Origin of the sequence: Roseburia sp. AM59-24XD (assembly GCF_003478445.1) — a bacterium.
Classification (GTDB): Bacteria; Bacillota; Clostridia; order Lachnospirales; family Lachnospiraceae; genus Jutongia.
In genome coordinates, this window is the sequence record NZ_QUET01000006.1 from 41,489 (window position 1) to 54,192 (window position 12,704).

14 protein-coding genes and 1 pseudogene are annotated in these 12,704 nt (G+C 47.4%); 2 read left to right on the top strand and 13 right to left on the bottom strand.

Features of this window, described 5'->3' with window-relative positions:
* Nucleotides 1–28: 28 nt before the first annotated feature.
* From fsa to DXA20_RS03915, 3 genes and pseudogenes are all read right to left on the bottom strand, one after another.
* Nucleotides 29–682 (bottom strand): annotated as a pseudogene (gene fsa, locus DXA20_RS03905) (fructose-6-phosphate aldolase).
* Between the two features lie 123 nt (nucleotides 683–805).
* Nucleotides 806–2,575, bottom strand: a complete 1,770-nt coding sequence (locus DXA20_RS03910; RefSeq protein WP_158577125.1) for an aryl-sulfate sulfotransferase N-terminal domain-containing protein — start codon at nucleotides 2,573–2,575, stop codon at nucleotides 806–808.
* Between the two features lie 4 nt (nucleotides 2,576–2,579).
* Nucleotides 2,580–3,020, bottom strand: a complete 441-nt coding sequence (locus DXA20_RS03915) for an acyl-CoA thioesterase (protein ID WP_118559385.1) — start codon at nucleotides 3,018–3,020, stop codon at nucleotides 2,580–2,582.
* A 227-nt stretch (nucleotides 3,021–3,247) separates the two neighbouring features.
* Here DXA20_RS03915 and DXA20_RS03920 point away from each other — a divergent pair, with 227 nt between their 5' ends.
* The gene (locus DXA20_RS03920) at nucleotides 3,248–5,077 is read left to right on the top strand and encodes an ABC-F family ATP-binding cassette domain-containing protein (RefSeq protein WP_118559386.1); all 1,830 of its coding nucleotides are present in this window, start codon (nucleotides 3,248–3,250) and stop codon (nucleotides 5,075–5,077) included.
* Between the two features lie 119 nt (nucleotides 5,078–5,196).
* Nucleotides 5,197–5,397, top strand: a complete 201-nt coding sequence (locus tag DXA20_RS03925) for a cold shock domain-containing protein (RefSeq protein ID WP_022305209.1) — start codon at nucleotides 5,197–5,199, stop codon at nucleotides 5,395–5,397.
* Between the two features lie 157 nt (nucleotides 5,398–5,554).
* On the opposite strand, the gene DXA20_RS03930 is transcribed toward DXA20_RS03925, so the two are convergent.
* The 10 genes from DXA20_RS03930 to ruvX all read right to left on the bottom strand — a co-directional run bounded on the left by DXA20_RS03930 (nucleotide 5,555) and on the right by ruvX (nucleotide 12,641).
* Complete coding sequence (locus DXA20_RS03930; RefSeq protein WP_279222348.1) at nucleotides 5,555–6,799, bottom strand: alpha-L-fucosidase; 1,245 nt, start codon at nucleotides 6,797–6,799, stop codon at nucleotides 5,555–5,557.
* The gene (locus DXA20_RS18290; protein WP_279222349.1) at nucleotides 6,697–7,011 is read right to left on the bottom strand and encodes an alpha-L-fucosidase; all 315 of its coding nucleotides are present in this window, start codon (nucleotides 7,009–7,011) and stop codon (nucleotides 6,697–6,699) included. Before DXA20_RS18290 ends, DXA20_RS03930 begins: the two co-directional genes overlap by 103 nt.
* Before the next feature lie 86 nt (nucleotides 7,012–7,097).
* Nucleotides 7,098–7,259 (bottom strand): hypothetical protein, encoded by a 162-nt coding sequence (locus tag DXA20_RS16095; RefSeq protein ID WP_158577126.1) that lies wholly within the window; start codon nucleotides 7,257–7,259, stop codon nucleotides 7,098–7,100.
* Between the two features lie 21 nt (nucleotides 7,260–7,280).
* Nucleotides 7,281–8,516 carry a peptidase U32 family protein gene (locus DXA20_RS03935; protein ID WP_022305206.1) on the bottom strand — a complete coding sequence of 412 codons (1,236 nt, stop codon included), beginning with the start codon at nucleotides 8,514–8,516 and terminating at the stop codon, nucleotides 7,281–7,283.
* 11 nt (nucleotides 8,517–8,527) lie between these two features.
* Entirely contained in the window at nucleotides 8,528–9,181 is a 654-nt protein-coding gene (locus DXA20_RS03940) for an O-methyltransferase (RefSeq protein WP_118559387.1), read from the bottom strand.
* Complete coding sequence (locus tag DXA20_RS03945) at nucleotides 9,178–9,549, bottom strand: endolytic transglycosylase MltG (protein ID WP_118559388.1); 372 nt, start codon at nucleotides 9,547–9,549, stop codon at nucleotides 9,178–9,180. The genes DXA20_RS03940 and DXA20_RS03945 overlap by 4 nt, the downstream gene beginning before the upstream one ends.
* The gene (locus DXA20_RS03950) at nucleotides 9,542–9,886 is read right to left on the bottom strand and encodes a YlbF family regulator (RefSeq protein ID WP_022305203.1); all 345 of its coding nucleotides are present in this window, start codon (nucleotides 9,884–9,886) and stop codon (nucleotides 9,542–9,544) included. The genes DXA20_RS03945 and DXA20_RS03950 overlap by 8 nt, the downstream gene beginning before the upstream one ends.
* Before the next feature lie 3 nt (nucleotides 9,887–9,889).
* Nucleotides 9,890–11,584, bottom strand: coding sequence for a ribonuclease J (locus DXA20_RS03955; protein WP_118559444.1), 1,695 nt, complete (start codon nucleotides 11,582–11,584; stop codon nucleotides 9,890–9,892).
* A 358-nt stretch (nucleotides 11,585–11,942) separates the two neighbouring features.
* A complete protein-coding gene (locus DXA20_RS03960; protein WP_022305201.1) occupies nucleotides 11,943–12,203 on the bottom strand; it encodes a DUF1292 domain-containing protein in 261 nt (86 codons plus the stop codon).
* Between the two features lie 15 nt (nucleotides 12,204–12,218).
* Complete coding sequence (gene ruvX / locus DXA20_RS03965; protein ID WP_022305200.1) at nucleotides 12,219–12,641, bottom strand: Holliday junction resolvase RuvX; 423 nt, start codon at nucleotides 12,639–12,641, stop codon at nucleotides 12,219–12,221.
* Between the last annotated feature and the right edge of the window lie 63 nt (nucleotides 12,642–12,704).

The window sequence follows — 12,704 nt, forward strand, 5'->3', positions numbered from 1 at the left end:
GACAGCTTTTCAAAGCTGCCGGTTCTTATTACTCACCAAATACGGCAAGATACTCCTTCTGGAACTTCTCAATACCCTGATCGGTCAGCGGATGCTTTGTCATCTGCTCGATTACAGAATATGGTACTGTTGCAATATCAGCTCCTGCCAGAGCGCAGTCTGTTACATGGATCGGATTACGGATGCTTGCCGCAATGATCTCTGTATCAATACCGTAGTTGTCAAAGATAGCGGTGATCGTCTCGATCAGATCAATACCCGGCTGTGAAATATCATCCAGACGTCCAAGGAATGGTGATACATATGCTGCACCTGCTCTTGCTGCCAGAAGTGCTGATTTGCAGAAAAGATCAGTGTTACATTTACCTTAACGCCCTCAGAAGCAAGTACCTTTGTTGCCTTGAGTCCCTCTACTGTCATAGGGATCTTTACAACCTGTTGGATGAAGCTTTGCAATTTCACGTCCCTCTGCGATCATGCCCTCTGCGTCTACAGTTGTTGCCTTAACTTCTCCACTGATAGGACCATCAACGATAGAAGCGATCTCCTTTAAGATCTCCTCCTGACTCTTGCCACCCTCCTTGGCAATCAGAGAAGGGTTTGTGGTTACACCACAGATCACACCCATATCGTTTGCCTTTTTGATGTCCTCAATCTTCGCTGTGTCAACAAAAAATTTCATTATAACTTTCCTCCTATACATTATTCATTAGACAGTTGCCTGATTACATACAAACTACTGTTTTTAGTATACCTCTTTTCCGGGACAGGGTCAATAAAAATAGCGTGTCGAAACGTTAAAACATCAGTAAAACCAAACGCCCTTCCAGTCGTTTTTATATACCCTGTGCAGGCTGCCCTTCACACGGAAGGAACGAATCTTTCTTCCGCTTCCGTCAACCTCCTCAAACAAATGATCTGCCGACCTGCAGTAAAGAAAACTATCATCATATACAGTTACATTTCCACCGCTTTTGTTCCAGTCCAGTCTGTTCTTATCCACCAGTGCATAAGTTCCTGCCGTCTCGTCCACAAGATACCGGTAATAGTAGGAATTCTTCCTGCCGGATGAACCCCTGCCGGAATTGTTATTCAGCATACTGACATAATACTGTCCATCGGCAAGTCCGGAATTTTCCCCGGTCACAAGCGCATTCTGACCATACTGGGAGGCAAAAAGCTCCGGTGTCGTATTGCCTGTGTCGAGAATGGAATTCACTAACGGTGATGCCTGTGTCGGCTCGGCCTGTCCCTCGGCAAGACCTTTGGTCAATATCTTTTTGCGAAGCTTTTTGTCTGCTTTGTTCTTTCCGGAAATATTCCATAGCTTCCGATCCGTGATCATATAATCGAGCTTCGGCATCAGACTGTTGACATTGCTGACCTTCATGATCGTTGAATATTTGGAGGAGCCAAGCAGAAGCTGATTCGTTCCGGTCACCCGGATTGAATTGACCTGCATATGGTTCTTCCCTTTTAAGGTCTTCTTATGATCGGCACGCTTTACAAGCTTCACAAGTGCCGGTATATCTGACAGATTCAGGGCATCCGTAACCTTCCCGGAATTAACCTCCACTCTTGTAACGTTTCCGAGGGATGCCGACTGCTGTACCGGTCTTGCCAGCACATAGACCGCCCCCGCTCCATCATAAGCAAATTCACCGTAGATCTGATGCATCGGAAGCTTTAAGCACTTCTCCACCTGCCCCAGTGCATTGACCCGGACAAGCGTATTATTATCCACGGCATAAACGAGCGTATCATAAATTTCTTCGATATTATAACCGGCTGCTTTCGTCGGAAATTCCGCACGCAGCACGCCACTGTTATCATAAAATAAAACGGCATTTTGCTGTCCGGAGGAAGCTTTGCGGAATACCGTATAAAGACCGTTTTGCTGCTTTCCTTTGCTACTCCCCTTCTCGGATGAAAGGATTGTCTGCGCACCACTCCGGCTTTTCGGCATGTCCACTTTATAGTACAGTGTGTTGGCAAGCTCGTCCTTTTTATTGTACAGCTTAACAATCAGATAATTGGTTCTGCCCGGCACCAGACCGATGATCTGATACTCATGCTCCTTTGAAACATTGCCGGAAGCGCCGTTGTCGAGTGTTCTCGTAAAATCCGGTATCTTGTCGTCATCCACCGAGATCGTATAACGGCAGTAGAAATTCCCTTTGCTTTTAAAGTACATATACAAAGAATCCGGATTGGTTCCATATGGATTGTATGCCCAGAGAACGTCCTTCTCCGAATAATCCCGCTTCTTCTTCAGTTCGGTCAGCATCTTTTCTGCCGATGCCGACCGGCTTTCATTATAAACCTCATCCAGACTGGCATAATCTCTGGTGACAACATTCTTGTCAGAGCCCGATAAATAGAGCGTCTGCATATCCAGCTTGTCAATATCCTCCAACGCCTTATCCTTCGTGTTCGTATCCATCTCTTCCTGCAAAAGCGCTGCCTTTTTCTTCTCGATGCGCTGTGACACCGCATTCATTTTCCAAAGAAAGGCTCCCATCCCCGCGATCATCACCAGACTGGTGATCAATATAGTTATCAGCTTCTTCTTCATGAATTCACATTCCCTTTCTTCCTTCTCCGCCATCCTCGTGAAGTGCCTGTATCATGATCTCATACAGCTTCGGATAGCTCTTGCGGATAAGCACCGGACGCATATCCTTATCCAGGAAGCAATGTCCACTGCTGCCTGTGCTTCGCAGCTTTCCGGTTGCTTCATCGCACACCTCATAGGCAAATTCCATCTTGATTCCATCGAACTTCGATATGCGCACAGATATGCTGATCGTATCCCCAAAGCGGACCGGATCCTTATACCTGCAGTCCACAAAGGTGACCGGAATGATCACTCCAAGCTCCTCCAGTCCGCTGTATGAAAGTCCTATCTCGTCCATCCAGTGCAGACGTGCCTCCTCGAAATAACGAATGTAATTAGAATGGTGTACGATCCCCATCTGATCGGTCTCATAATAATTGACCGAACGGCTGTATTTTATCATCAAATCCCCCCGTTTCCTTTTTTGACAGAATCACGCTTTACAGGTATCATATTGATATTGTGACTCCTACCAGTTATTATAAAGCCTGGCGTGCCAAAAGTCCATTTTATAACCGGGATATTTTTCCGGATTCTGACACACCTCCTTTTCCGGGGATCACACAACTTTATGAAAACACATCTGTTACAGATTATTTATCATAGAAATTATCAGAAAAGAGGACGATTATGAATCTCATCACAACAGAACACCTGACACATTCCTACACGGAACGAAAGCTATTTGACGATGCTTCCTTTTCCTTAAACGAACAGGAAAAGGTCGGAATTATCGGCATTAACGGCACTGGCAAATCAACCCTTTTAAAGATCCTTGCCGGCAAAGAGGAACCGGATGAGGGAACCGTTATTATGGGAAGAAATCTGCGAATCGGCTATCTGCCGCAGAATCCTGTTTTCCCGGAAAGCTTCGATGCACTGACCGCAGCGCTTCCTCTCGCCTCTGACATTTCCGGAGATCCTATGGATTACGAAGCAGATGCAAAATCAATGCTGACAAAGCTTGGCATCACGAAGCTGTCCCAGAATATCACAGAGCTTTCCGGTGGACAACGCAAGCGGATCGCCCTTGTACGCACCCTGCTGACACCATCGGATATCCTGATCCTTGACGAGCCGACCAACCACCTTGACAGTGCGATGGCGGAATGGCTGGAAAACTTTCTGAAAAACACAAAGAGTGCTCTGATCATGATCACCCATGACCGCTACTTCTTAGACAGCGTCGTCAACCGTATCGTGGAGATCGACAAGGGCAAGCTGTACAGCTACAGCTGCAATTACCTCGGTTATCTCGAGCGCAAAGCCCAGCGTGAGGAGATTGAAATGGCAACCGAGCGCAAGCGTCAGAGTCTTCTGCGCGTGGAGATTGCATGGATGCAGCGCGGTGCCAGAGCACGTTCCACAAAGCAGAAGGCACACATCGCCCGCTACGAAGCACTCCGCGACACCAAGGCTCCGGTACGGGACAACTCCGTAGAGATGGCTTCCGTCTCTTCCCGCCTCGGAAAAACGACCGTCGAGCTGGAACATATCACAAAATCCTATGGAGATCGTACCTTGATCAATGATTTCTCCTATATTTTCCTCAGAGATGACCGGATCGGAATTATCGGTCCAAACGGCTGCGGCAAGTCAACATTAATGAAGATCATTGACGGCACCGTCAAGCCGGACACCGGAACCATAACGATCGGTCAGACTGTAAAGATCGGTTATTTTTCACAGGAAAACGAGGCTCTGGAGGAAAATATGCGTGTGATCGATTATGTCCGCAGCGGTGCAGAATATATCCGACAGCCGGACGGCTCGCTGATCACCGCATCCGCCATGCTGGAGCGCTTTCTTTTCCCGGGTGACATGCAGTATGCCCTGATCAAAAAGCTGTCCGGTGGCGAGAAGCGCCGTCTCTATCTGCTCCGCATCCTGATGGAGGCACCAAATGTCCTTTTCCTCGATGAGCCGACGAACGATCTTGATATCGCTACACTGACGATACTGGAGGATTATCTGGACCATTTCGACGGTATCGTTGCTGTGGTATCGCATGACCGTTATTTTCTGGACCGTGTTGTCCGCCGGATCTTCTCCTACGAGGAGGACGGGCACCTTGTGCAGTACGAGGGCGGTTATACCGATTATCTCCATGCAAAGCAGGCGAAGGAAGCTGCGATCACACCGTCCGGCACAGACAGCACTGTCACAGAGAATGCCTCCAAAACAATCAACCGCAGCAACTGGAAGGACGGACAGACCCATAAGAAAAAGATGACCTATCAGGAACAGAAGGATTTTGAAACGATCGAGGAGGATATCCAGAAGTTAGAAACCCGCCTGGAAGAGATCGATGAGGAGATGGGACGCGCCGCCAGTGATTTCGTCCGGCTCGGCAAATTATCCGAAGAAAAAGAGAATCTTTCTCAGGAGCTTGAGCAGAAAATGGAGCGTTGGATGTATCTTGAGGATCTTGCGCAGGAACTGGGAATAGACAAAAATTAGCGGAGTATTTGATGGGTTTTACATTGACAGCGAACAACGAATATGATAGATTAAACATGTTGTTGAATCTGTGCTCACACAGGTTACAAAATTTTTTCATTATTTTAGGAGGCACTACTATGAAGGGTACAGTTAAATGGTTTAACGCAAAGAAGGGTTTTGGTTTCATCTCTGACGAGACAGGAAAAGATGTATTCGTACATTTCTCAGCACTTCAGATGGACGGCTTCAAGGTTCTTGATGAGGGCGAAGAGGTTGAGTTCGATGTTGTTAACGGAGAAAAGGGACCACAGGCTGCTAACGTTGTTAAGCTTGGTTAATTGCAGACAACAGACAGACGTTATATTCATGGCATAAACCATTTTAGTTTTTTGATAAAATTTTTTATTGCAAAATTATCTGGACATAAGCTTTGAGGTGTAACAAAAGGCTGATGCATCATCTGATGCACCAGCCTTTCTTTATTATCTGTTTCTGTTATTTCAGCTTCATGCGGTATACAACCGGCATATCACTCTTTACAAACGGTGCATGGATCGTCATGGTATCCGCATCGCGCTCGTAAGTCACCGGCTCATCATAACCAAGTGCCTTCATCTCAAGAATAATGCCGTGGAAGTCCTTGCTGTCCTCGCCCATAGACTTAACAACAACATCGGCACCCTCCTGCTTCATCGCAATGATGTAGATGTAATCTGCCTTACAGGTGAAGCGGATATCATCCTTGCCATAAGCCTGACGACCTTCCTCGGAGAACATACCTTCAACACCCTTGGTGCTGCCCTCTGCCTGGATACGCCATGGGTGTGTATCGTAGATTGCCTCTCCGTTGACGCTCATCCACTCACCCATCTCCTTTAAGATCTTGATCTCTTCGTCGCAGATAGTTCCATCTGCCTTTGGTCCCACATTCAGAAGCAGGCAGCCGTTCTTGCTGACGATATCCACGAGATCCTGAATGATCTCCACCGTCGGCTTAAAGCGGTTCTGCTCTGTGTAACACCAGGAATTGTATGCCATAGAGGTATCTGCCTGCCAGGTAAACGGCTTTGCCTCTGTAAAATGTCCACGCTCCATATCAAGCACACCGGTGCCAAGCATCATTGCATCATGCTTATAAGAAATAGTCACCTGCTGTCCCCATTCCAGACCACGGTTATAATAATATGCTGCAAACTTCTTAAGATATGGCTTTACGGAATCATGCTGGATCCACCAGTCGAAATATACCATATTCGGATGATACTTCTCCACAAGCTCACAGTTTCTTGCCAGCCAGTCCTCCATGAAATCCTGTGGTGGTGCCGGGCTGAACAGATCCTGATTATCCGGTTCCGGCATAGCAGGGTAATAGAAATCGCCTAACTTCATCGGATCCTTGATATCACTGTCAAACTCCTTACCATGCCCCATAAAAAAGGAATGCTCTACACGGTGATTTGACTCACAGAAGGTCAGTCCCTCCTTCTCGATGGCTGCCTTCATCTCGCCAAGAACATCACGCTTCATAGCCATCTTCACGCTATTCCACTCGCTGATCTCACTGTCATACATCTGAAAACCGTCATGATGCTCTGCAACAGGCATGACATATTTGGCTCCCGCTTCCTTGAAAAGCTTCACCCACTCCTCCGGCTGAAACTTCGGTGCCGTAAACATCGGTATAAAGTCCTTATAACCAAACTTTGTGTGCTCTCCGAGGTATCCCTGTGATGCTGCCACTCCTCCATGCTCTGGATATACATGTTGCGGGAATACCATTCATTGTTAAATGCCGGCACGCTGAAAAGTCCCCAGTGAATAAATATACCAAACTTTCCATTCTTGAGCCACTTCGGCGTCTCATAATCAGAGAGGGATACCCAGTCCGGTTTAAACGGACCTTTCTCGATCACCTCATCCACAATGTTTAAATATTTCTGCTGTGGTGTCATTCTTTTTCTCCTTTTCTTTCATTAGCGACTGGCAAGACGATATGTCTTGTCAGACTGAGTATACTGGATATCCAGTCCGAACTCCTTCAGGCATGAATATCTTCGTAGATACTCTTTCTTTCGCCGGTCAGGTCGTGCTCACCCAGCCAGTCCAGAATCTCCTGCATGGTTACTCCTTTTTCCGAATCTGTCTGCTCCACAAACAGCTCCATCACATACAGTACTCTAAGTCTTACATTTTTTTCCATAACGCTTCCTCCTGAATGTATTTACTCACATGATACACGGATCAAATTCATCAGATCCGGTGTCTCGCTAAATCTCACCTGAATCATTTGCTGTGGGTGAGGACAACTCTCCATTGCTTCTCCTTTATCATCCCGCATGGCAAGAACCTTCACGTGACAGTCACTGCCATCCGGCTTCATAATCTCAACCTCATCGCCCACACAGAACTTGTTGCGCTGCTCCATCACTGCGTAGCCGTCCTCTGTGATTCCGCCGACAATGCCAAGATATGTGTACTTACGAACGTAGGTATTGTTATCGTAGATCTGTCCCTCATGGGTCGGTTTGCCATAGAAGAATCCTGTCGTATACTGACGATAGGTACACTTTGAGATCTCATCCATGTAATAGTCCTTGCGGGACTCATATAACTCCGGTGAGGTGAAATAATCATCGATCGCCTGACGATATGTTCTCGCCACATCCGCCACATAAAGTGCCGTCTTCATGCGTCCCTCGATCTTGAAGCTGTCGATTCCGGCATCCACAAGATCCGGAATATGCTCGATCATACACAGATCCTTTGAATTAAAAATATAGGTGCCACGTTCATTTTCCTCCACCGGAAGATATTCCCCCGGACGATTCTCCTCCATGATATAATACTTCCAGCGGCACGGATGCGTGCAGGCACCCAGATTAGCATCCCGCCCGGTAAAATAATTGCTGAGCAGGCATCGTCCGGAATAGGAAATGCACATTGCTCCGTGCACAAAGGTCTCTATCTCAAGATCATCCGGAATATGCGCCCGGATATCCTTGATCTCCTTGATTGAAAGCTCTCTTGCAGAAACGACGCGCTTTGCACCCATCCGCTGCCAGAACAGATATGTTCCGTAATTGACATTATTGCTCTGGGTGCTGATGTGGATCTCTATCTCCGGACAGACCTCTCTGGCAATATCAAATACACCCGGATCGGAAATGATCAGAGCATCCGGTCCGATCTCCTTTAACTCGCCGAAATAACGGCGGATCCCATCCATATCTTTATTGTGCGCTGTGATATTTGCTGTCACGAAAACGCGTTTTCCGTGCTCATGCGCAAAGTCAACACCTTCCTTCATATCCTCTGCCGAGAAATTCTTCGCCTTGGCACGCAGACCATACATATCTCCACCGATATATACCGCATCCGCACCGTAGATCACAGCCACCTTTAACACCTCTAAACTGCTTGCCGGTATCAGAAGTTCCGGCTTTCCATTTGGTAACAAACCATTCCACCTCACTTTATCCGTCTGGACACGGTAATGCCGTCTCCAACCGGTAATATCACTGTATCAAGCTCCTCCGAATGAGTCAGCTGATATAAATATTCCCGCATCCTTCCGTGGATCGTACGATCCCTGCGGTTGATCGCGTAACGTGACTGGATCACGTCACCATCCTGTAATACATTATCCGTTATCAGCATACCATTTTCAGGCAGCATCTTCAATATGTTCGGCAAAAAATTAAGATACTGTCCCTTGGCAGCATCCATAAATATAAATTCGTATTGTTTTCCCTGTGCGGAAAGCTCTGTCAGCACATCGGCAGCATCCCCTTCCAACAGGCATATCCTGTCTGTTTTGCCGTAGCGTTTAAAATTCTCCTTCGCCGCTTTGATCCTTGCCGGCACCTTCTCGATCGTCGTGATCGTTGTCTCCTCCGGCACATATTCGCTCATCAGGATACCGGAAAATCCAACGGCAGCCCCAATCTCCAGAATAGACGCCGGCTTTAAAAGTCCCAGCATAAACCCGAGATATGACTGCATCGGACGACGGATGATCGGCACCTGATCCTTCAGAGCCTGCGCCTCAAGCTGATCCAGTCCATCCGGAAGTTTCCACTCCAGCGCATCAATAAATATAGAAAGTCTCTCATCTATTATCATTGGTCAAATCCCTCCGATACTGTCAGGCGGTTTAATATCTGCTCATATGTCATGGAATCGTTCAGGGTATATTTTCCGGCATAGATCTTGTTGCGTTCCGCATTCATCAGCTTGGCACGCACCAGAAAGCTGTACCGATCATGGATCACACCCCTGTCCTGAAGCCTTGCTGCAATGTCTCCGAACGCATCGGTGGAATGCACCTCCACAGAAATCTCCTTCCCCGGTGCATCCTCCACACGGACATCGGCAAAAATGTTGTAACAAAACCGGTAACCGTGCAGACACAATGCGACCGAACCGAGAACCAGCAGCGAATACAGCACAATATATACGGACGTCATCGCAGCCGGTTTCCAGCTATTCATCCAAAAACTCCAGTGCAAGATCAAGATTTTCCAGAAAATATCCCTGCATTCTCTTAATCATCATGCAGTACTGATGCTCTGCCGCCAGAAATTCATTGGCAAGACCGTTGACCTGCAGATCTGCAAATTCCTTCTGAAGCTGATTGTTCTCCTCGATCGGATTCGCATGATCCGTCATCTGGAATGCAATGCTTCTGCGGCGGAATTCTCCGATCCGCTGATAGATCTCAGGACGTTTTCTGACATTCTCCAAAAGCGTCTGATACTGATTATACTCCTGGGTACGCTTTACCGCATCCACCAGCTGCTCCATCAAAAGCTGCGTCTCTCCACTCATAGACTATTCAACCTCCATAATAACCGGCAGGATCATAGGATTACGTTTCATCTTCTTCCACAGATAATCGCTCAGGCTGTCCTTGATCTCTGTCTTGATCTTGGACCAGTCTGACACCTGATTGTCCAGACATCTCTCCAATGCCGCATAAACAATGCTCTTCGCTTCATCCATGAGATATTCGGACTCACGGACATAAACAAACCCGCGGGATACGATGTCCGGTCCTGCCAAAAGCTGATTGGTATACTTCTCTAAGGTTAATACAATAATGATCAGTCCGTTCTCTGACAGATGCTGTCTGTCTCTGAGTACGATATTTCCGACATCGCCGACGCCAAGACCATCCACCATGATGCCCTGTGCCTGTACCTTTCCGACAAGTGCGCAGTGCTCACTGTCAAGCTCTAAAACATCACCGGAGGATAAGATCACGGTGTTCTCCTTCGGCACGCCCATAAGCTGTGCAAGCTCTGCATGCGCCTGCAGATGGCGGTACTCACCATGAACCGGGATCGCATACTGCGGCTTTGTCAGTGCGTAGATCAGCTTGATCTCCTCCTCACTGGCATGGCCGGATACATGTGCATCCTGCTCGATGACCTTTGCACCCTTTGCTGCCAGCTCGTTGACAACCTTGGCTACATTCTTCTCATTGCCCGGAATCGGACGGGAGCTGAAGATAACGGTATCTCCCGGCTCGATCGTGATACGACGGTGCAGGTTTGATGCCATTCTCGACAATGCTGCCATCGCCTCGCCCTGACTTCCTGTCGTGATCAGCACCAGCTTCTCCGGTGCATAGTTCTTCATCTGATCCATATCGATCAACGTATTGTCCGGAATATCAATATATCCTAACTCTGTCGCTGTGGTGATCACATTGACCATGCTTCGTCCCTCAACGACAACCTTTCTTCCATACTTAACCGCAGAGTTGACGATCTGCTGCACACGATCCACATTGGATGCGAAGGTCGCAACAATGATACGGTGTTTCGTATTCTCCGCAAATATATTATCAAACGTCTTTCCAACGGTACGCTCTGACATGGTAAAGCCCGGCTTCATTACATTGGTACTGTCTGCCATCAATGCTAAAACGCCCTTCTTACCAAGCTCTGCAAAACGCTGCAGATCGATAGGCTCTCCTCTGACCGGTGTATAGTCCACCTTGAAATCTCCGGTATGAACGATCGTTCCAACCGGTGTAAAAATTGCAAGTGCTGCCGCATCGGAAATACTGTGGTTCGTACGGATAAATTCCACACGAAAACAGCCGAGATTGATTGACTGACCATATTTGACCACTTTCTTCTTGACCGGCTTTGGCATCACATGCTCCTTGAGTTTGTTCTCGATCAGACCCATGGTAAGCTTTGTCGCATAAACCGGTGCATTGACCTCCTTTAAGACATACGGAAGTGCTCCGATATGATCCTCATGACCATGCGTGATCACAAATCCTCTGACCTTATCAATATTTTCCTTGAGATATGTGATATCCGGAATAACAAGATCAATACCGAGCATATCGTCTCCCGGGAAGGAAAGACCGCAGTCCACAACAATGATATTATCCTCGTACTCAAATGCGGTGATATTCATACCGATCTGTTCCAGACCACCGAGTGGAATGATCTTCAGTCCATGTCCCACCAGACTGCTTTTATTCTTCTGGTTGGATTTCTCTGTCATACGGCGTACCTTTTCTGCAACTGCTTTATCTGCTTTTGCTGCAACACTCTCCTCTTTGGCAGCCTTGGACGCTCTCGTCGCTCTCGTTCTCTTAGGCTTCTGCTTCTCTGTTTCCGTCTCCTTTGTTTCACGTTCTGCCTTTGCTGACGGCTTTCTCCCTCTTCTTATGATCCGTTTCGCTCCTTTTTCTCCCTCTGTTTTGTGCTGTGCTGCACTTGTTTCCGTTTCCTTTTTCAATGAATTACCCTGCCTTTCTTCTATCTTAATTAATTATTTAAAATCCAGAAAATTGCATAGAAAAGCAAAGCCATTCCAGACATGCTTCCCGTCTGTCAGGCACCTTTTCCTCTGCATCCTTCTACATTTGAATATCTACGTCATCTAATAATTCTTCGAACACCTTAGAAAGCGCTTCTAACTGCGCCTCATCCTCCACGAACTCGTAAATCGTCTGATCGTCCTGATCACTGATCTCCTGCATAATGTAAACCTGTGCTTCGTCCTCCTGTGTATCGCTGTCCGTTACCAGCAGAAAGTCCTTTCCTGCAAGTGTGGTCTGCTCAATTATATAAAAAGGGATCTCCTCCCCTTCATCCGTAATAAAATTAATACTCTGCATGATTATTCTCCATTTCTACTTCCGGAGCATATCAAGATAGCCCTGCAGGATCAGTGATGCTGCAAGCTTGTCTATATACTCCTTACGGTTTTCTTTTCGAACTCCACCCTCGTCTAATACAGCGTCCGCTTCCTTTGTCGTCAGACGCTCATCCTGATAAATGATCGCAATTCCCGTTCTTTTGGCAAGCTGGTCCCCGAACTCCCTGGTTCGCTCACACCGCTCACCTTCCTCATTGTTCATCCGCTTTGGAAGTCCCAGCACGATCCGCTCCACGTCATACTCCACGATCAACGCATCAATCCGCGCAAATGTCTTGCGAAGCTTCGCCGGACGTTCTCTTTGAATTGTTTCCACAGGCTGTGCCGTCAACAGCAGTTCATCGCTGATCGCAACCCCCACTGTCTTATCGCCGTAGTCTAATCCCATGATCCTCACTTGCGTTCCTCCTTCTGCTCCGGATCGAGCTGTCAAAAAGGGCAAAACAAGCGTTTTGCTCTT

Bases quoted from the DNA above. Each gene is read 5' to 3' on its own strand.
- DXA20_RS03960 (WP_022305201.1), bottom strand. From the start codon at position 12,203: ATGCAGAGTATTAATTTTATTACGGATGAAGGGGAGGAGATCCCTTTT.
- DXA20_RS16095 (WP_158577126.1), bottom strand. From the start codon at position 7,259: ATGGAAAAAAATGTAAGACTTAGAGTACTGTATGTGATGGAGCTGTTT.
- DXA20_RS03940 (WP_118559387.1), bottom strand. From the start codon at position 9,181: ATGATAATAGATGAGAGACTTTCTATATTTATTGATGCGCTGGAGTGG.
- DXA20_RS03950 (WP_022305203.1), bottom strand. From the start codon at position 9,886: ATGAGTGGAGAGACGCAGCTTTTGATGGAGCAGCTGGTGGATGCGGTA.
- DXA20_RS03910 (WP_158577125.1), bottom strand. From the start codon at position 2,575: ATGAAGAAGAAGCTGATAACTATATTGATCACCAGTCTGGTGATGATC.
- DXA20_RS03915 (WP_118559385.1), bottom strand. From the start codon at position 3,020: ATGATAAAATACAGCCGTTCGGTCAATTATTATGAGACCGATCAGATG.
- DXA20_RS18290 (WP_279222349.1), bottom strand. From the start codon at position 7,011: ATGACACCACAGCAGAAATATTTAAACATTGTGGATGAGGTGATCGAG.
- DXA20_RS03920 (WP_118559386.1), top strand. From the start codon at position 3,248: ATGAATCTCATCACAACAGAACACCTGACACATTCCTACACGGAACGA.
- DXA20_RS03925 (WP_022305209.1), top strand. From the start codon at position 5,197: ATGAAGGGTACAGTTAAATGGTTTAACGCAAAGAAGGGTTTTGGTTTC.
- DXA20_RS03955 (WP_118559444.1), bottom strand. From the start codon at position 11,584: ATGACAGAGAAATCCAACCAGAAGAATAAAAGCAGTCTGGTGGGACAT.
- DXA20_RS03945 (WP_118559388.1), bottom strand. From the start codon at position 9,549: ATGAATAGCTGGAAACCGGCTGCGATGACGTCCGTATATATTGTGCTG.